The organism is Celeribacter sp., assembly GCF_048259695.1.
GTDB lineage: Bacteria > Pseudomonadota > Alphaproteobacteria > Rhodobacterales > Rhodobacteraceae > Celeribacter.
Genome location: NZ_JBLXHL010000002.1, coordinates 380,959 through 398,220 on the forward strand (window position 1 = coordinate 380,959; position 17,262 = coordinate 398,220).

Below are 17,262 nucleotides of genomic sequence, written 5' to 3' on the forward strand. Positions count from 1 at the left end.
TCGGGCAACAATGGGGTGAGCGAGGGACAATAGCGTGATCAATTCGGGTATCGTTGCGATGGTGGAAACGCGGAAATAATGCGTTTCCACCTAATATTTTCAACCGCTTAGAGGGTCGCCGCAAGTCGTGCGCCCTGATCAATCGCGCGTTTTGCGTCCAGTTCGGCGGCAACATCGGCCCCGCCGATCACATGCACCGTGCGCCCCGCCGCCTCCAAAGCATCGGCCAGGGAGCGGTCGGACAGTTGGCCCGCACATAGCACAATGGTGTCGGCCTCGATCAATTCGCGTTCGCCATTTTTGGTAATCACGATGCCCTCTGCGGTGATTTCCTCATAGGTCGCACCGCCAAGCATCCGTACGCCTTTCATCTGAAGCGTCGCGCGGTGGATCCAGCCCGTGGTCTTGCCCAATCGCTTGCCCGGTTTCTCGGCTTTGCGTTGCAACAGCGTCACCTCGCGCGTCGGTGCGTCGGGGTTCGGGCCGTCAGGGGACAGGCCGCCACGGTCGGTTTGGGGATCGGTGATGCCCCATTCCTGTTTCCACTCGGCAATGTCGAGCGTGGGGCTGTCGCCCGTGGTCAGGAATTCGGCCACGTCAAACCCGATGCCGCCCGCGCCGATCACGGCGACACGTTTGCCGACGTCCACCTTGTCGCGCAGAACATCGATGTAGGAGACGGTATTGCCATGCGCGTCCTGTCCCGCGATCTGTGGGTCACGCGGCACAACGCCTGTGGCAATCACGATCTCGTCGAACCCGTCGAGGGTCTCGGTGATGACCTCGACCCCGAGGCGCACGGTGATGCCCGCATGTGCGACAGCAGATGTAAACCAGTCCACAAGCCCGTGGAATTCTTCCTTGCCCGGAACCTGACGTGCCATGTTGAGTTGGCCGCCCAAACGATCGGAGCGGTCGAACAGCGTGACGTCATGGCCGCGCCCGGCGGCAACGATTGCCGTCATCAGGCCCGCCGGCCCCGCCCCGACCACGGCCACAGATTTGGCAGAGGTGACGGGCGCGTAATCGAGATTGGTTTCATGGCAGGCACGCGGGTTTACAAGGCACGAGGTCAGTTTTCCCGAGAACGTATGGTCAAGGCAGGCCTGGTTACACGCGATGCAGGGGGCAATCTCATCGGCCTTGCCCGCCGCCGCTTTGTTGACGAAATCGGGATCGGCAAGGAACGGACGCGCCATTGACACCATATCGGCGCAGCCCTCGGCAAGCACGCTTTCGGCGACGTCGGGATGGTTGATACGGTTGGAGGTGACGATCGGGATCGACACCTCGCCCATCATCGCTTTGGTCACGGACGCAAAGGCGGCGCGAGGCACGGAGGTGGCGATTGTCGGCACGCGGGCCTCGTGCCAACCGATGCCCGTGTTGAGGATTGTCGCCCCTGCGGCCTCGACCGCTTTGGCCAGCATCACAACCTCGTCCCATGTCGACCCGTTCGGGATCAGGTCGATCATCGAGATGCGGTAAATGAGGATGAAATCGGGACCAACGGCGGCGCGGGCGCGCTTGACGACTTCGACGGCAAAGCGCATGCGGTTCTCATAGGAGCCACCCCACGCGTCGTCGCGTTGGTTGGTGTGGGTGACGAGGAACTGGTTGATCAGGTACCCTTCGCTGCCCATGATTTCGACGCCGTCGTAGCCCGCCTGTTGGGCGCGTGCGGCGGCTGTGGCGTAATCCGCAATTTGTTTTTCGATCCCTGCGGCGTCCAGTGCCTTGGGCGCAAAGGGCGAAATAGGCGATTTGATTGCGGAGGGTGCTACGCATTCGTGGCTATAGGCGTAGCGACCTGCGTTGAGGATTTGCATCGCGATCTTGCCACCCTCGGCGTGGACCGCGTCCGTTACGCGGCGGTGGTTGGCGATGTCCTCGTCCGTGTACAGTCCCGCCGCACCCGGAAACACGCCGCCTTCGGAGTTGGGGGCCATGCCGCCGGTGACGATCAAGCCGACCCCGCCTTTTGCGCGGGCGCTGTAGAATGCGGCAACCGCATCCCAATCCTTGCGCTCTTCGAGGCCTGTGTGCATCGACCCCATCAGGGTGCGATTGCGCAGGCTCGTAAATCCGAGATCAAGTGGGGCGAGAAGATGTGGGTAAGTGGTCGAATGTGTCACGTGGATGGCCTCCCTATCGCGGTCACTTTGCGCGGGGCGCGGGGGGCTGTCACGTTGAACGCGGCGTCAGATTGGTTCGGGCGTGAGGATCAGACGGCGCCCGTTTCGATGCAGTGGCGGCGAAATGCGCGTTTGAGCATATCAAGTTCGGCACGCATCAGGTCGATTTCTGCGCGGGTGTTTCCCTCTATGGCGTCCCCTGCGATAATCGCACATGAGCCGATCCGCTCTCCGGTTTCCGCGAGGGTGAACAAAAACGTTTCTACCCCGTCGTTAATCAGGTCGCTTGGAATCGCGAATTGGAAAATATAGGTGCCTGCGCGGTCGGGGGCTTCGGTCACGACGTGTCCCGTGACAGGCTGTTCGCGGTGCGTCACCACAATGTCAGGCAGATCGGCCTCGACATCAGAAAGAACAATTTCGCCCTCCCATATTCCTGCTTTGAGACTGGTTTTGACGAGTTTTATATCGGCCACGGGTCTGTCCTCACATCTGTGCGCGGGGGCGACGTGACAGGGTCACATCGCGCAGCACGATCTGGTTCATTTGCGGGCCTTCGAAAATCAGATCGACCCAGAGTTTCTCGACGCGCTTTTCATCGAGGTTGGTATAGGCAAGGTCGAATTCGACAAAGACCTCTTCGCTGCTCAGGGGCAGTTCCCGCACCATTTCATCGCTGTTGGGTCCGTGTTTGATGTTCAGGCGCGCGAAGATTTCGATCGGGCTTTCGGCATCGACGATGCAATCCAGACGAATGATATGACGCTTTCCAAGCCCGTCACAGACATCATCGGGCAGGTCGATCGACAGCGACAAAAACGACCCGTCAAACCGGAAGACATCGAATCCAAGGCCAAAGGGCGCAAGGTCGGCTTCTGATGTGTTGCGCAACTGGCGGTAGGTCAGCTCCGAGACGCGGCAGTCGTGGAACACTGTTGCTTCGTCGCCAATCGGTGTTTTGGTCTGAACGGAGGCCCCGCCGCGTGGCTGAATGGGACCGCGCCAAATTTCGGGCCGGTAGGACCAATCGGTATAGAGCGGCAATTGCATGGCGTTGGACCCGATCAGGGGTAACGCCAACCGCCCGTCGGCGGTAAACAGGAAAGAGTCGAGTTTGGCGCTTAGATCTCTTGCCTGTTGGCGCAGGTCCCGCAGTTTTCCGAGACTAAGCGAGGGTGCGTCATTGGCGCGGCGTGTCCAGCGGCCGAGCGTAATACGGTTCATCCGCCGTTCTATGAGATTAGCAAATCGCCCACGCATCAGACCAGAAACACCTTTCGCGATACCTTTCAGCACAGTAGTGGTCCAAAAGGTTTCAATTCTACAAACGTTAGGGTTCTAGCTATCGCGTTTCCTGTTCGGAAACAATAACCTCTGCGGGGTCACGGTTCGCTTCGGACATGTCCTCGGTGAAATATGTGATCTGGCGTTTGATCTGTGCGGTGGTGAGCGGGTAGGCCGCAAATGGCGTAACCGTCAGGGTTACGATCCGCCCCTTGAGCAAGGTCACGGTGCGCCAGTATTCGGGAGACAGATCCCCGATCGGATTGGGAGAACGGTCAAGGGCGTGGATGTAATAGGCATCCCCCTTGGCGAACGTTTCCAACACTGTGACATCGCCTGCCGCCCCTGACCGCGATAGTGCGGCGCGCCCCGTGTCTGTGGCAAAAAAGGTCTTGAGGACCGCCGGATCAACCACGGCGTCTTGTGACAGTGGGGCGGAGATCGATGCTGTTAAAACGGCGAGGATCGGGTCTTTTGGCGATAGCCTACGTCCCTTGAGGGCCTTGCAGTTCGCCATAAGGGCAAAGCCGGTTTCCGGCGTGTCCCGTAGGGATTTCGTATCGGCGCAGTAGCCCGTGGGGGCGCGTAGAACAATGCCCGATTGGGAAAACAAAACCGGAGAGCTGCGGGACGTGGCGGAGAGATCGGGGAGGGTGATTTGACACGCACACAGTGCGAAAAGGCACAGCGCCAAACATATGCGCGAAACCAAGACCATTGTACTCCTCCTCTATGTTGCGCACACCGTGTCCCACCAATGGCATGGCGCGCCCCATGGGATACAGACGGCGGGAACCTTGCGCAAGAAGAACCCCTTTGATGCCGGTGGCGGGATTGATACAACGCCGTGCAACGCCCGCGCGGGATCTGATCCGCGCGTAAACGGGCGCGTGTAAACAGGAGAGAGACGTGAAAAGTGACGCTTACATGGATATGGTCCGTTCGGCACAAAAGCGTCCGGAGTTTTGGCGCCTCTTTGTGATTTTGGCCGTGGGTCTGGTCGTGGGCCTCTTTGCGACCCCGCTGTTTTTCCTCACGATTGGCGCGGCTGATCCGGCGCTCAATGCGATCAATGTTGATGCCTCCGGGATGCCACGCGTGGGGGTGACGCCGGGTGGTTTGTTCGTGGTGTTGGCGGGATTTGCGATTTTGGTCGTGGCAACTGTGATCACGGCCGAGCGCCTTACGGCACGCAGCCTGCGCGACATCACGGGGCCGAGCGCCCTGATGCGACGTGATTTCTGGGCAACGTTGAAATGGCTTTCGGGGCTATTGGTCGTGCTCCTGATCTTGCCGTCGGGTGGTGATCCCGCGCAGGTTTCGGTGCAATACGGATTTTCGCAATGGCTGTTCTGGGTGCCTTTTGCGGTGATCGGTCTGATGGTTCAGGTTCTCGCCGAGGAGCTGTTTTTCCGCGGCTATTTCCAGACGCAGATCACAGGCGCAACCAAATCCTATGTCTTTGGTGTTGTCGGGTCGGCCGCCTTGTTCGGGGTTGGACATGTCAGCCCGGTGGCCGACGGGTTGGCGGGGTATTTCCCCGTGCTCTGGGCCATCTGTTTTGGTGTCGTTGCAGGGGATCTGACGATGCGGTCCGGCACAATCGGCCCGGCCGTGGCAATCCATCTGGTCAATAACTTTGCCGCCATGATGTTCGCACCGCATAAGGATGTGTTCTCGGGCTTTGGAATGTGGGTCAGTACGGCCAACCTCGAAGACCTCTATTCCGACCCGATGATTATGATTTACGAATTCGCGTTTCTGGCCGTGACGTGGCTCGCCGCGCGGGTGGCGATCAGGCGTTGATTGCAATTCGTTGCCTTAGGTCTTATCTGGGGAAGCAACAAAAACTTTGCTCAAAGGCACTGGCATGAACTGGATTTCCAACTACGTCCGTCCCAAAATCGATTCGCTTTTCTCCAAACGCGATACGCCGGACAATCTTTGGACCAAGTGCCCCGAATGTGGCACGATGCTGTTCCACCGTGAACTGGCGGATAACCTCAACGTTTGCACCAGTTGCGACCATCATATGATGATCACGCCGCGTGACCGCTTTAGGGCGTTGTTCGATGGTGGCGTTTTCGTCGAGGTGGCTGTGCCTGCCCCGATCGAGGATCCCCTGAAATTCCGCGATCAGAAAAAATACCCTGAACGCATGAAGGCCGCCCAGAAAAAGACGGGCGAAAAAGAAGCGATGCTCGTGGTCGAGGGCGAGATGTCGCGCACACCGGTTGTGGCCGCCGCTCAGGATTTCTCTTTCATCGGCGGCTCCATGTCGATGTATGTCGGCAACGCGTTTATCGCCGGTGTGGAACGCGCCATCGAACTTGGCCGTCCGTTCGTGATGTTTTCGGCTGCGGGTGGCGCACGGATGCAGGAGGGGATTTTGTCCCTGATGCAGATGCCCCGCACCACGGTCGCGTTGCAGATGCTCAAAGAGGCGGGCCTTCCCTATATCGTCGTTCTGACCCACCCGACCACGGGGGGCGTTACGGCGTCCTACGCGATGTTGGGGGACGTGCAGATTGCCGAACCCAATGCCCTGATCTGCTTTGCAGGCCCGCGTGTGATTGAACAAACCATCCGCGAAAAACTGCCCGAAGGCTTCCAACGCGCCGAATACCTGCTTGACCACGGAATGCTCGACCGCGTGACGCACCGTATGAAGCTCAAAGACGAGTTGGTGGCGATTTTGCGGATGCTTGGAAATATGCCCCCCGTTGTGGTGGCCGATTTGCCCGCTCCCGATGCGCCTGCCGCCGGCACAGACAAACCCGAGGTCGAGGCGAAAAAGTGAGCAAACCACGCTCGGACGTCATCCTTGAACGGTTGATGTCACTCCATCCAAAGGTGATCGACCTCGTGTTGGACCGTGTGTGGGCCTTGCTCTCGGCACTCGATCATCCCGAACGCGCCCTGCCGCCCGTGATCCATATCGCGGGGACCAATGGAAAAGGGTCGACACAGGCGATGATCCGCGCGGGCCTTGAGGCCGCGGGCCAATCGGTTCACGCCTATACCTCGCCCCATCTGGCTCGCTTTCACGAACGCATCCGTGTGGCGGGCGAGTTGATTTCCGAGGAGGCTTTGCAAGCGGTTCTGGAAGAGTGCGAACGTGCCAATGGTCGTGCCGCAATTACCTATTTCGAGATCACCACCGTGGCCGCGCTCTTGGCCTTTGCGCGCACCCCCGCCGATTATACCTTGCTTGAGGTCGGGCTCGGTGGGCGGCTTGACGCGACCAATGTGGTCGCACGTCCCGCGCTGTCGATCATCACGCCGATCTCCATCGATCACACCCAATTTCTGGGCGACACGCTCACGGCCATTGCGGGCGAGAAAGCGGGCATCATCAAGCGCGGTGTCCCCGTGGTGGTCGGCCCGCAGCCCGATGAGGCGATGGCGGTCATAGAAGATCGCGCCATGCGCCTTGGTGCTCCGCTCTTGGCCTATGGTCAACAGTGGCATGTCTGGGAAGAGCGCGGGCGGTTAATCTTTCAGGACGAACAGGGCTTGCGCGATTTGCCCCTGCCCAACCTGATCGGCACGCACCAGATCCAGAACGCGGGCGCGGCACTTGCAGCCCTGCGGCACCTGGGGATGGGGGATGTGGCCTATGAGGCGGCGGTCACGGCGGCGCAGTGGCCCGCACGGATGCAACGGCTGCGCAGGGGGCCGCTCTCCGATGTGGCGCCCAAGGCCGAGCTATGGCTTGATGGTGGCCATAACCCCGCCGCAGGGATCGCACTTTCCGTGGCGTTGGAGGGCTTGCCGAAACGCCCGACCTACATGGTGTGTGGCATGCTCAACACCAAAGATATTGCGGGCTATTTGCGGCCCCTCGCGACCCACGCCGAGGCGCTTTATGCTGTCACGATTGCGGGTGAGGCGAACACGCTGCCCGCCGCTGTGACGGCGACACACGCCCGCGATGTGGGTCTGATGGCGTATGAGGCCGCAGGCGTGGCCGAGGCGGTCGCACAGATCGCGGCCGCCGACCCGAACGCCCGTATTTTAATCTGTGGCTCGCTCTACCTTGCGGGCAATGTGCTGCGCGATGGCAATGCCTAAAGCCCGATTTTCGCGCAAAGATCACGCATAGAGGCGAGGTGTTCGGCGCCTTCGGCCACAAGCCGTGCGCCGTCCCCCGATGGATCGAACCCGAAACACCGGATCCCCGCACGCCGCGCCGCGATACAGCCGGACGGGCTATCGTCGATCATTACGCAATTCTCGGGGGACACCGCCGCAGCCTGGGCCGCGATGAGCAACAGGCCGGGATCGGGTTTGGCGGTGCCGTGGGTGTGCGCCGAATGGATGCGACCGTTCAGGCGGGCATAAAGATCGGGATGCGCCCCGAGGGTGATCTCCATCTTTGCATCGGGGCCGTTGGAGGCCACACGGTAAGCAATTCCGGCGGCGTCCAGAGCATCGAACACCTCCGTAACGCCGTCCATCAATGCGACGCCCTCACGCAGACGGTCGAACATCTTGACGTAGAACAGGTCGACCCAATTGTTTGGCAAACGGGCGCCGTTTTCACGCGCCTTGGTCGCGACATTGGCCATGAGAAGCCCCGTATAGTCGCGCTCGATATCGGCCATTGTGAGGTCCAGACCGTGCGTGGCAAGGTCATCGCGCATCAGGGCAAGCGTGGGTGGCTCGCTGTCCACGATAACGCCGTCACAGTCGAAAATCACCAATTCGGGTGGGGTCATTGCGGCTCCAGAAATGAAATGGTTGTGTCGCCGTAGCGGCGACGGTCAAGCACGCGCAAGGTGGCAGGCGGCACAATGCCCGCACTTTCCTCCCACACGATCAGGGCGTTATCGGCCACCCATCCGCCATCCAACGCGATTGTGATTGCGGCTTCGCCCATGGATTTTGCGTAGGGCGGATCAAGAAAGATCAAATCATAAGGCGCAGCGGGGTTGGCGGGAAGGCGCGTGGCATCGGTGCGGATGATCTTTGTTGCGGCCTCGGCTTTGCACAGTTTGATGTTCTGGCTGACGAGGTTTTGGGCCTTGCGACCGTTTTCGACAAACATCACCTCCTGTGCGCCGCGCGACAGGGCTTCCAATCCGAGCGCGCCGGTGCCGGCGAACAGGTCCAACACCCGCATACCGGTGATCGGGTCCCCATAGCTGCCGCCCATCAACACGTTGAACAGGCTTTCGCGCACGCGGTCGGTTGTGGGGCGCAAATGGGCGGCGGGGTCGCCTTTGCCCACGGCGGCAAGCGCAAGCCCGCGAAACTGTCCGGCAATAATACGCATCAGGCCCGCATCAATGCTTTGAGATCGGTCGCAGGATCGGCGACCTTTGCAGGGTCAGCGTTTTTGCCGCCCTCGATCAACCGCTTGGCCACCATATAGCCGCGCGGGTCGTTCATGGCGTCCACGGCGATGAGATGTCCGGCGCGGTAATACCAATGCGACCGAGCCCCATCCGTGTCGCGCACGACGATCTGGTCATGGCCGGTTGAAAGCCCCGCGATCTGAAGTTTGACGTCGTATTGATCGGACCAGAACCACGGCTTTGGCGTGTAGCTGACAGCTTTGCCGAGCATGTTCTGGGCCACCACCTCGCCTTGGTCGATGGCGTTGCCGACGCTTTCGAGGCGCATTTGCACGCCCGCATGGGGAAAGGACGCACAATCGCCCGCCGCGAAAATGGATGGATCGGAGGTGCGCCCGCAGGCATCCGTGGCGATCCCGTTCTCTATGGTGATCCCCGCAGCTTCGGCCAGGCGGGTGTCGGGGGCAATGCCCACGCCGACGATGACAAAATCAACATTCAGGGTGGTCCCATCGGTGAGGGTCGCGCCCGTGACGCGGCCCGCGCCGGTGAGCGCCTTTAGGCCAACACCCTCACGCAGATCAACGCCGTGTGCGGTGTGCAAGGTGCGAAAATAGTCGGAAGTCTCCGTGGCGGCCACACGTTGCAAAATGCGGTCGGCCATTTCAACGAGCGTGACCTTTAGCCCCTTTTTGGCGGCCACAGCGGCGGCTTCCAATCCGATGTATCCACCACCAACGATCAGGACCGATGCGCCCTGTTTGAACTCCGGCTCGATTGCGTCGGCGTCGGCCAGTGTGCGCATGGTGTAAACGCCATCCAGATCGCCGCCGATGGCGGTGGGCAAACGGTGCGGGCGCGACCCTGTTGTGAGGGCAAGCACGTCATAGGCGAGGACATCGTCGCCCACGGTGATGGTTTTGGCGGCGCGATCAATTGCGGTCACGGTGCGCCCCGTGACGAGTGTGATGCCCTCATCGGCGTAGTAGTTTGCCGGACGCAGGTACAGACGCTCCAATTCCATATCGCCGAGCAGATAGGCTTTCGACAAGGGCGGGCGTTGATAGGGGGGCGCGGTCTCGTCGCCAATCAGGGTAATCTCCCCCTCGAATCCTTCGGCGCGAAGTTTGGTCACGATGGACTGTCCGGCCTGACCGGCCCCGACGACAATAAAATGGCTCATGGTATTTCCCTCTGGTCGCACGGCCCGCAGAGCCTATATCTTCGGGGTAAGGAAATACAACGTGAAGGAAAGTATTCAATGACGATTTCTGTGGGTGACACCCTCCCTGGCGGCACGGCTCTCATTCTGGGAGATGACGGTCCGGAATCTGTAGATCTGGGCGCAAAATTCAAAGGCCGCAAGGTCGTGTTGTTCGGCCTGCCCGGTGCCTACACCGGCGTATGTTCGACCGCCCATGTGCCAAGCTTTGTGCGCACCAAGGGCCAGTTTGACAGCAAGGGCGTCGACGAGGTGATCTGTATCTCCGTCAATGATCCGTTTGTGTTGGACGCGTGGTCCAAAGACACCGAAGCTGCGGGTGTCGGCATCACGATGCTCGGGGATGCGGAAGGCACGTTCATCAAGGCCATTGGTCTTGATTTCAACGCACCGCCTGCGGGTCTGATCAACCGCTCCAAACGCTTTGCGCTCTATGCCGAGGACGGCGTGGTCAAGGTGCTGCATATTGAGGACAGCCCCGGTGAATGCTCGATCTCCGGTGGCGAGGCGTTGTTGGCCGAGATCTAACACCCCCTAAGCCCGAGACCAGAACGCCCGCAGGGTTTGCGGGCGTTTTGCTTTCATGATCCGGCGTTGAGGAGGGTTCGGGTCGGGAAGGGAATATCCACGCCCGCCGCATCCAAGGCCTCTTTGACAGCGCGTTTCATATCGGCCTGATAGGCGAAATATTCCGAAGACGGCACCCAGACGCGGACAAGGAAGTCGACCGAGAAATCCCCAAGGTTGTTAACCTGCACGAACGGGGCCGGTTCGGTGAGGGATCGTGGGTCGGCCATGATTGTTGCGTGAATGGCCTCCTCGGCGGCCTTGAGATCGGCGCCATAGCTGACCCCGAAAACCCATTCCGCACGGCGCGTCTGGTTGGTCGAATAGTTGGTGATGATATTGCCCCAAACCTGTGAATTGGGCACGATCACCTGAACGTTCGAGACATTTGCCAACTCGGTGAAATTGAGCGAAATATCCTTGACCGTGCCTGACATGCCCGCCACTTCGACAAAATCGCCGTTCTTGAACGGGCGGAACAGGATGATCATCACGCCCGCCGCGACGTTCGACAGTGTGCCTTGTAACGCAAGGCCAATCGCCAAACCCGCCGCACCGATCACCGCGACGATCGACGTGGTTTGAATGCCAAAGGTATTGAGCACAATCAGAACGGTGAAGCCGAGGATCACATAGCGCGTGATATTGGCGAGAAAATTGAACAAAGTGTCGTCAAGTCTGGCATGGCGCGTGCTGATGCCGCGGATACGGCGCCCCGCCCATCCCGACAAGAACATACCGACCATCAAGATGAAAAGCGCCCCGATGATCGAGCCGGCAATGCCCGCAAGATACTCGAGCGAGAGGTAATCCCCGACGGTGTTGCCGTTATAAATGTCGTAGTTCAAAAGTTGTTCGATCATATTTGTACGGCCTTATCCATCTCTTGTGCCAATGTGATGTCTTTCAGTGTCAGCCCCTTGGCATCATGCGTTGTCAGGGTGACGGTGACGGTTTTGTAAACGTTGGTCCATTCGGGGTGGTGGTTTTTGTCCTCGGCGATCCGTGCCACACGGGTCATCCAGTCAAAAGCGGAAACGAACCCGGCAAAGACAAACGTCTTGGTGATTGCGCGGCCGTCGCGGGCAAAGTCCCAACCCGTTTCTTGCAGCGGAGCTATGAGCGTTTGCGCGTCGGAGGCGGATAATGGATCAGTCATGATCATCCTCTTTTTGTGATTTCTTGAACGGTCCGTAGGCGGTCAACACATCGACCTCATGGCCCACGGCGGCGCGTTCGGCATTGAGGTACTCCGCCACGGCACGGCGAAACCCCGCGTCGGCAATCCAGTGCAGCGAATGCGTGGGGCTCGGCATGTAACCGCGCGCCAGTTTGTGCTCGCCCTGTGCGCCCGCCTCGACCCGCGACAGCCCGTGTTCAATCGCGTAATCGATGGCTTGGTAATAGCACAGTTCAAAGTGCAGACAGGGGTGATGTTCGGTACATCCCCAATAGCGCCCGAAGAGGGTCTCTTGCCCGATGAAATTGAGCGCACCCGCAACGGGAATACCGTCACGCAGGGCAAAAACCAAAAGGATGTCGTCGCGCATTGTGTCATGGACATGGTCAAAGAACGCACGAGTGAGGTAAGGAGTTCCCCACTTTCTATCACCGGTGTCCTGATAAAAGTCCCAAAACGCATCCCAATGCGCGGGCTGAATGGCCTCTCCCGTCAGACGGACGATCTCGCCGCCAAACCCCTGCGCGGTCTCGCGTTCCTTGCGGATGTTCTTGCGCTTGCGCGATGAGAGGTCGTTCAGAAACCCGTCAAAAGAGGCGTAGCCACGGTTGATCCAGTGAAATTGTTGCCCGATGCGCGACAGCAGGCCCGTCTGCTGCCCCGTATCGGTCTCTGTGTCGGTGCAAAATGTGATGTGGACCGACGACAGGCCATTTTGCGAGGCAACCGACACCGCACCCTCGATCAAGGCCGCCTGACCGATCGCGTCAAATCCGGCACGCGCCATCAGGCGCCGCCCCGTGACAGGGGTGAATGGCACCGCGATTTGCAGTTTCGGATAATAATGCCCGCCGGCGTTTTCATAGGCCTCGGCCCATGCGAAATCGAACACGTACTCACCTTGGCTGTGGCTTTTGAGATAGCCGGGTGCAACGGCAATCAGGGTGCCGTTTTGACGTGCGCCGATGTAGCGCGGCATCCATCCGGAACGCCCGCCCACCGATCCGCTGTCCTCCAGGGCCTTGAGAAACCGGTGTGTGGTGAACGGGTCGGGCGCACGCCCTGCTTCGGGGGCGCGCGCACAGGCATCCCAATCGGCAACGTCAAAGTCATCGATTGACGGGCTAAGGAAAATTTCTATTTCGTCGGACACGCGCGGTTGCTCCTCTGGTCATCTATTAGCTGGCTCAGAGGGGCGTCAGGTCAAGCGGGAACATAGCGTTCAAAGGTGATGTTATCCGCGACCTTGCGGGCCTCGGTTTCCATGTCGGCGGAGGTGACGGTCCAGCACAGGATCGCCACGCCGCGCTGTTTGAGTCGCGTCACAGGCGGGTCGTCCAACGCGGCTGCATGGTGGGAAATGAAACAGGCCCCTGTGCGATTGAAATCCGGAATGCCGCGAAGCCGCGCCCGCGTGGTCGCATTCAACAACCCCCAATCCTCGGCGCGGTAATCACTGGTGGTCAGCCCCCGCGGCACGGTTGGGGCCAGTTGCGCCATTTTTGCGACCGCGTGCGGATTGAACGACATCACCGCAACGTCCCCCGTGTAGTCCGAAATGGCCTCCGCTACGGCGTGTTCAAGCGGGCCGACATTTGGCCCCATGCGCCCATCCTGATCCTTGATCTCGATAAGAAGCGGTACGCGACCCGCCACGCGCGACAGGACCTCGGGCAGGGTCGGGATACCCGTTTCCCCCGTGGTATAGGTCAGTTCGGATAGCTCTTTGGCCGTGCGTTGTGCAATCGCGCCCGTGGTGGTTGTGAGCCGCCCGAGGTCATAGTCGTGAAACACCATTGCCTGCCCGTCACGGCTTGGCTGTACGTCGATTTCAATCCCGAAATTGCCTGCGATAGCCGCGTCAATGGCGGCCATCCCGTTTTCAACCCGCGCCACATTGCTGTCATGCAGGGCGCGGTGGGCAATGGGGCGTGCGAGAAAAGAGGGGGGCAGGGCGCAGGGCGTCATTGCTTAGACCAGTTCGAAGATGGCCTCGATTTCGACAGCAACGCCGAGGGGCAGGGAGACCGCAGAGACGGCAGAGCGGGCATGGCGTCCCGCATCGCCCAGAACCGCAACCATCAAATCCGAGGCACCATTGATGACTTTGGGTTGGTCGGTGAAATCGGCCGTCGAATTGACAAAGCCGACCAGTTTCACAAGTCGCGCAACTTTGGTCAGATCCCCTGTCGCGGCTTTGGCTTGTGCCAGAAGCGCCAAGGCGCATGTTGCCGCTGCAAACGCGCCGTCTTCGGTCGTGAGGTCGGCCCCGAGTTTGCCGCAAATCAGCCCGTCCGGCCCGTTTGAAATCTGGCCTGACACGAACAACTGTTTGCCCGTGATGACATATGGCACGTAGTTGGCGGCGGGCATCGGCGCATCGGGCAAGGTGTGGCCCAAGGCGGCAAGGCGGGCTTCGATATCGGACATGGTGTGTTTCCTTCACTTTTCGCGGAATGCGCGGTTGAAGTAATCTGTGAGCGGTTTGGTCAGATATGCAAGGGCCGTTCGCTCCCCCGTGGAGATAAATGTTTCGACAGGCATGCCGGGAAGCAACTCCGTCCCCTCAGGCAAGCGCAGCCGCTGTTCCTCCGAAAGCGATATTTCCGCAAGGTAGTAGGAGGCCCCCGTCATCTCGTCGACAAAGGCATCCGCGGAAATCCGTTTCAACGTGCCAAGCAGTTCGGGCGTGCGGCGTTGGTCAAACGTCGTGAACCGCAGGCGCACGGTTTGACCGGGGTACACTTGGTCAATGTGGGTCGGGTTGATACGGGCAGCGATCACAAGCGGACGGTCGCGCGGCACAATATAAAGCAGAGGCTCGGCGGGGGAAATCACCGCGCCTGCCCCGAACACCGTGAGGTCATAGACGATCCCGTCCATCGGTGCCGTGATGACCAAGCGGGCCTTGCGGGCCGAGAGCGCCGCCACCTGTTCGCGCAATTGGGCAATCTTGTTTTGCACCTCACGCAGTTCACCAATGGCGACTTCGCGGCTGTCCGACCCGAGTTTGAGGATCGAGAGGTCGATCTCGGTCACTTGTGCGTTGGCCTGTGCTTTGGTTGCCTCAAGACGGCCAAGCTCCCCCGACAGTCCGATGACCTCTTTGCGCAGCGCCGTTACGCGGCTTTGCTGCGTCAGGCCGCGTTCACGCAATGATGCCTGATCGACCAGATCGGCCTCGGCCAGAACACGCTGTTCTTGTAGGGCGTCACGCTGTGCATCCAGCCCGTCGATTTGCGCCGCGATCTGTGATTTGCGCTTTTCAAGCTGTTCGATTTCCTTGATCCGCGTGAGGTGACGCGCCGAAAACAGATCCAGTTGCCCCGCAAGTTGAAGCTGTGTTTCAGGGTCGGCTGCGGCGCGGTCCAATAGCGCCTGCGGGAAGGTCAGGCCGGATTTTTGATCGCGCTCGGCCTCAAGCCGTGCCGCGCGGGCCATCAGGTCATAAAGTTGGCTTTCGGAGATGCGCAACTCGTTTTGTAGCTCATTTGCCGAGAGCGTCATAAGCGTGTCTCCGGCCATGACGACATCGCCCTCGCGTACGTCCACGGTCGCGACAACACCGCCATCGCGGTGAGCGACCTCTTGGCGGTTTTGATCGACCTGCAATTGGCCGGAGGCCACAACCGCGCCATCAATGCGGGCAAAGGCAGCCCATCCGCCAAAGCCGATTACCAAAAGTGCGACAAGCGCAAACCCGATGGTCAAAAGGCGTGATGCGGCCCACTCGTCGGTGTCCGGCCCCGTGGCTCGGGGCATTTGGTTCCGGGTTGGAGACGTCATTGCACACCTCCTGGTCCGCCACGTTGAATGCTCGCGCTGTTTTGTACGGTTTCTTTGAGGACGGCCTCTTTGGGGCCAAAGGCGCGGCGGGTGCCGGCGCTCAACACCAACAGTTTTTCACACTCTTCGATGGCGGACGGGCGGTGCGCCATGATGAGGATGGCGCCGCCTTCGGCCTTGTGGGTGCGGATCGCGGCGTTAAGCGCGATCGAGCCCTCGTTGTCGAGGTTCGAGTTCGGCTCGTCCAGGATGACCAGAACGGGATTGCCAAAGAACGCCCGCGCAAGGCCGATGCGCTGCAATTGCCCTCCCGACAATAACCCGCCGGAGGAGGACACTTGCGTGTCGTAGCCGTCTGGCAGGGCAAGGATCATGTCGTGCGCCGCGGCCTTTTTCGCGGCGGTGACAACGGCCTCGTGGTCGGGTGCCATCGCCAGTTTGGCGATATTTTCCGCGATGGTGCCGTCGAACAATTCAACGGCTTGCGGCAAATACCCGATGTAACCGCCGCGGATCTCGTCGGGATAGTGGTCCAGTTTGGCCCCGTCGAGACGGATGGTTCCACCACTTGCGGGCCACACACCGGTCAGGGCGCGTGCCAAGGTGGATTTGCCTGCACCCGACGGCCCGATGATGCCCACCGCTTCGCCGGGGCGCACATCGAACGACACCATACGCAGCGAGGCCTGAGGCTGTCCGGGTGGAATAACGGTCAGGTTGGCCACATCAAGTACCGCTTTGGGGCGGGGCAGTTCCATGCGTGCGGGTAGCACGGGATGCGCCCCAAGCAATTCCGCAAGGTTTTGACGTCCCCGAAGGGCGGCCTGTAACACCGCCCATTGACCAATGAGCGTATCCACGGGCTGCAACGCCCGCCCGAGCAAGATGGAGCCCGCGATCATCGCCCCCGGTGTCAGTTCGCGCCCCAACACAAGCCACGCCCCCATGGCGAGCATCGCGGATTGCAAGAACAGACGCAGCGCCTTGGAGGTGGCTGAAAAGCTCAATGTGGTGTCGGATGTCTCCACCGCGCTTTGCAATGCGATGTGACGCGCGGCAAGCCACCGGCGAAAGGCGGCGCGTTGCATCCCCAAGGACTTCAGCGCCTCTGACGAGGACGACATGCGAGCGGCCATTTGCGCGGCGGTGACTTCTGCACGCTGCGATTTCGACTGTGAATTTTGCGCCGCATTGCGATGCCACAGAGCCACGAGGATAATGACAACGCCGCCGCCTACGGCGAGGAGGCCGAGATAGGGATGGAACAGGGCGATCCCGAGCAGGAACAGCGGTGTGAACGGCAAATCGAACATGGCGGCCTGAACGGGCGAGGACACGTATCTGCGGATCGCGGTCAGATCATCCATCGGTGAACTGTGGGTCTTGGCACGCGGGTCGGCGGCGGCGCGATCCATAGAGGCGTTGAACACGCGATCTTCGAGTGCGGATTGAAACCGCGCCCCGATTCGCGCCAGAACACGTCCGCGCACACCATCCAGAAGACCCATGAGCAGATACAAAAAGGCTACGATGGCGAATAGTGCGACGAGGGTTGCCTCCGATCCCGACCCCAAAACGCGGTCATAGACCTGTAACATGAAAAGCGGGCCGGTGAGCATCAAGGCGTTGATGATGACCGAAAAAACGGCCGTCCCCCAATAGAGGCCGCGTGAATGGGTCCGAATGCGTGAAAGCTCTTCGAACCCTTTGTGAATTTGGTCTTTGGACGTTGTTTTCATGTGCGAATTATAGGCCAAACTCGGGTTCATACTGCGCTATACTTATGAC

18 protein-coding genes are annotated in these 17,262 nt (G+C 60.1%); 4 read left to right on the top strand and 14 right to left on the bottom strand.

The window, feature by feature from the left end; genetic code table 11:
- Positions 1-107 precede the first annotated feature (107 nt).
- From ACN0Q0_RS05375 to ACN0Q0_RS05390, 4 genes are all read right to left on the bottom strand, one after another.
- The gene (locus ACN0Q0_RS05375; protein ID WP_417242345.1) at positions 108-2,135 is read right to left on the bottom strand and encodes an FAD-dependent oxidoreductase; all 2,028 of its coding nucleotides are present in this window, start codon (positions 2,133-2,135) and stop codon (positions 108-110) included.
- A gap of 89 nt (positions 2,136-2,224) precedes the next feature.
- The gene (locus ACN0Q0_RS05380) at positions 2,225-2,611 is read right to left on the bottom strand and encodes a hypothetical protein (RefSeq protein ID WP_417242346.1); all 387 of its coding nucleotides are present in this window, start codon (positions 2,609-2,611) and stop codon (positions 2,225-2,227) included.
- A 10-nt stretch (positions 2,612-2,621) separates the two neighbouring features.
- Entirely contained in the window at positions 2,622-3,395 is a 774-nt protein-coding gene (locus ACN0Q0_RS05385) for a DUF6478 family protein (RefSeq protein WP_417242347.1), read from the bottom strand.
- Positions 3,396-3,477: 82 nt separating this feature from the next.
- Positions 3,478-4,137 (bottom strand): hypothetical protein, encoded by a 660-nt coding sequence (locus ACN0Q0_RS05390; RefSeq protein ID WP_417242348.1) that lies wholly within the window; start codon positions 4,135-4,137, stop codon positions 3,478-3,480.
- A 191-nt stretch (positions 4,138-4,328) separates the two neighbouring features.
- On the opposite strand from ACN0Q0_RS05390, the gene ACN0Q0_RS05395 reads away from it, so the two are divergent.
- From ACN0Q0_RS05395 to ACN0Q0_RS05405, 3 genes are all read left to right on the top strand, one after another.
- Complete coding sequence (locus tag ACN0Q0_RS05395; RefSeq protein ID WP_417242349.1) at positions 4,329-5,225, top strand: CPBP family intramembrane glutamic endopeptidase; 897 nt, start codon at positions 4,329-4,331, stop codon at positions 5,223-5,225.
- A 64-nt stretch (positions 5,226-5,289) separates the two neighbouring features.
- Positions 5,290-6,219: an acetyl-CoA carboxylase, carboxyltransferase subunit beta gene (accD, locus tag ACN0Q0_RS05400; RefSeq protein ID WP_417242350.1), complete on the top strand. Its 930-nt coding sequence runs from the start codon at positions 5,290-5,292 to the stop codon at positions 6,217-6,219.
- Complete coding sequence (locus ACN0Q0_RS05405) at positions 6,216-7,493, top strand: bifunctional folylpolyglutamate synthase/dihydrofolate synthase (protein ID WP_417242351.1); 1,278 nt, start codon at positions 6,216-6,218, stop codon at positions 7,491-7,493. The genes accD and ACN0Q0_RS05405 overlap by 4 nt, the downstream gene beginning before the upstream one ends.
- Here the strand turns inward: ACN0Q0_RS05405 and ACN0Q0_RS05410 are convergent.
- The 3 genes from ACN0Q0_RS05410 to ACN0Q0_RS05420 are packed head-to-tail and all read right to left on the bottom strand — an operon-like array spanning position 7,490 to position 9,902.
- On the bottom strand, positions 7,490-8,140 hold the full coding sequence (locus ACN0Q0_RS05410; RefSeq protein ID WP_417242352.1) for an HAD family hydrolase: 651 nt from the start codon (positions 8,138-8,140) through the stop codon (positions 7,490-7,492). The two genes, ACN0Q0_RS05405 and ACN0Q0_RS05410, sit on opposite strands and share 4 nt — an antisense overlap.
- On the bottom strand, positions 8,137-8,697 hold the full coding sequence (rsmD, locus tag ACN0Q0_RS05415) for a 16S rRNA (guanine(966)-N(2))-methyltransferase RsmD (RefSeq protein WP_417242353.1): 561 nt from the start codon (positions 8,695-8,697) through the stop codon (positions 8,137-8,139). The genes ACN0Q0_RS05410 and rsmD overlap by 4 nt, the downstream gene beginning before the upstream one ends.
- A complete protein-coding gene (locus ACN0Q0_RS05420; RefSeq protein ID WP_417242354.1) occupies positions 8,697-9,902 on the bottom strand; it encodes an NAD(P)/FAD-dependent oxidoreductase in 1,206 nt (401 codons plus the stop codon). Before ACN0Q0_RS05420 ends, rsmD begins: the two co-directional genes overlap by 1 nt.
- A gap of 78 nt (positions 9,903-9,980) precedes the next feature.
- Here ACN0Q0_RS05420 and ACN0Q0_RS05425 point away from each other — a divergent pair, with 78 nt between their 5' ends.
- On the top strand, positions 9,981-10,469 hold the full coding sequence (locus tag ACN0Q0_RS05425) for a peroxiredoxin (protein ID WP_417242355.1): 489 nt from the start codon (positions 9,981-9,983) through the stop codon (positions 10,467-10,469).
- 53 nt (positions 10,470-10,522) lie between these two features.
- Here the strand turns inward: ACN0Q0_RS05425 and ACN0Q0_RS05430 are convergent, their stop codons facing one another.
- Genes ACN0Q0_RS05430 through ACN0Q0_RS05460 form a run of 7 tightly spaced genes read right to left on the bottom strand, consistent with a single transcriptional unit; the run spans position 10,523 to position 17,243 of the window.
- Positions 10,523-11,371, bottom strand: coding sequence for a mechanosensitive ion channel family protein (locus tag ACN0Q0_RS05430; protein ID WP_417242356.1), 849 nt, complete (start codon positions 11,369-11,371; stop codon positions 10,523-10,525).
- Positions 11,368-11,667: a 4a-hydroxytetrahydrobiopterin dehydratase gene (locus ACN0Q0_RS05435; protein WP_417242357.1), complete on the bottom strand. Its 300-nt coding sequence runs from the start codon at positions 11,665-11,667 to the stop codon at positions 11,368-11,370. Before ACN0Q0_RS05435 ends, ACN0Q0_RS05430 begins: the two co-directional genes overlap by 4 nt.
- Positions 11,660-12,841 (bottom strand): GNAT family N-acetyltransferase, encoded by a 1,182-nt coding sequence (locus ACN0Q0_RS05440; protein ID WP_417242358.1) that lies wholly within the window; start codon positions 12,839-12,841, stop codon positions 11,660-11,662. The genes ACN0Q0_RS05435 and ACN0Q0_RS05440 overlap by 8 nt, the downstream gene beginning before the upstream one ends.
- A gap of 50 nt (positions 12,842-12,891) precedes the next feature.
- Positions 12,892-13,656 carry a glycerophosphodiester phosphodiesterase family protein gene (locus ACN0Q0_RS05445; protein ID WP_417242359.1) on the bottom strand — a complete coding sequence of 255 codons (765 nt, stop codon included), beginning with the start codon at positions 13,654-13,656 and terminating at the stop codon, positions 12,892-12,894.
- Between the two features lie 3 nt (positions 13,657-13,659).
- Positions 13,660-14,118 (bottom strand): RidA family protein, encoded by a 459-nt coding sequence (locus tag ACN0Q0_RS05450; protein ID WP_417242360.1) that lies wholly within the window; start codon positions 14,116-14,118, stop codon positions 13,660-13,662.
- A gap of 12 nt (positions 14,119-14,130) precedes the next feature.
- Positions 14,131-15,474 (bottom strand): HlyD family type I secretion periplasmic adaptor subunit, encoded by a 1,344-nt coding sequence (locus tag ACN0Q0_RS05455; protein WP_417242361.1) that lies wholly within the window; start codon positions 15,472-15,474, stop codon positions 14,131-14,133.
- Positions 15,471-17,243 carry a type I secretion system permease/ATPase gene (locus tag ACN0Q0_RS05460; protein ID WP_417242362.1) on the bottom strand — a complete coding sequence of 591 codons (1,773 nt, stop codon included), beginning with the start codon at positions 17,241-17,243 and terminating at the stop codon, positions 15,471-15,473. Before ACN0Q0_RS05460 ends, ACN0Q0_RS05455 begins: the two co-directional genes overlap by 4 nt.
- Positions 17,244-17,262 lie beyond the last annotated feature (19 nt).

Coding starts and splice junctions, on each gene's coding strand:
- ACN0Q0_RS05435 (WP_417242357.1), bottom strand. CDS start 11,667: ATGACTGATCCATTATCCGCCTCCGACGCGCAAACGCTCATAGCTCCG.
- ACN0Q0_RS05385 (WP_417242347.1), bottom strand. CDS start 3,395: ATGCGTGGGCGATTTGCTAATCTCATAGAACGGCGGATGAACCGTATT.
- accD (WP_417242350.1), top strand. CDS start 5,290: ATGAACTGGATTTCCAACTACGTCCGTCCCAAAATCGATTCGCTTTTC.
- ACN0Q0_RS05425 (WP_417242355.1), top strand. CDS start 9,981: ATGACGATTTCTGTGGGTGACACCCTCCCTGGCGGCACGGCTCTCATT.
- rsmD (WP_417242353.1), bottom strand. CDS start 8,697: ATGCGTATTATTGCCGGACAGTTTCGCGGGCTTGCGCTTGCCGCCGTG.
- ACN0Q0_RS05410 (WP_417242352.1), bottom strand. CDS start 8,140: ATGACCCCACCCGAATTGGTGATTTTCGACTGTGACGGCGTTATCGTG.
- ACN0Q0_RS05445 (WP_417242359.1), bottom strand. CDS start 13,656: ATGACGCCCTGCGCCCTGCCCCCCTCTTTTCTCGCACGCCCCATTGCC.
- ACN0Q0_RS05450 (WP_417242360.1), bottom strand. CDS start 14,118: ATGTCCGATATCGAAGCCCGCCTTGCCGCCTTGGGCCACACCTTGCCC.
- ACN0Q0_RS05430 (WP_417242356.1), bottom strand. CDS start 11,371: ATGATCGAACAACTTTTGAACTACGACATTTATAACGGCAACACCGTC.
- ACN0Q0_RS05420 (WP_417242354.1), bottom strand. CDS start 9,902: ATGAGCCATTTTATTGTCGTCGGGGCCGGTCAGGCCGGACAGTCCATC.
- ACN0Q0_RS05390 (WP_417242348.1), bottom strand. CDS start 4,137: ATGGTCTTGGTTTCGCGCATATGTTTGGCGCTGTGCCTTTTCGCACTG.
- ACN0Q0_RS05460 (WP_417242362.1), bottom strand. CDS start 17,243: ATGAACCCGAGTTTGGCCTATAATTCGCACATGAAAACAACGTCCAAA.
- ACN0Q0_RS05455 (WP_417242361.1), bottom strand. CDS start 15,474: ATGACGTCTCCAACCCGGAACCAAATGCCCCGAGCCACGGGGCCGGAC.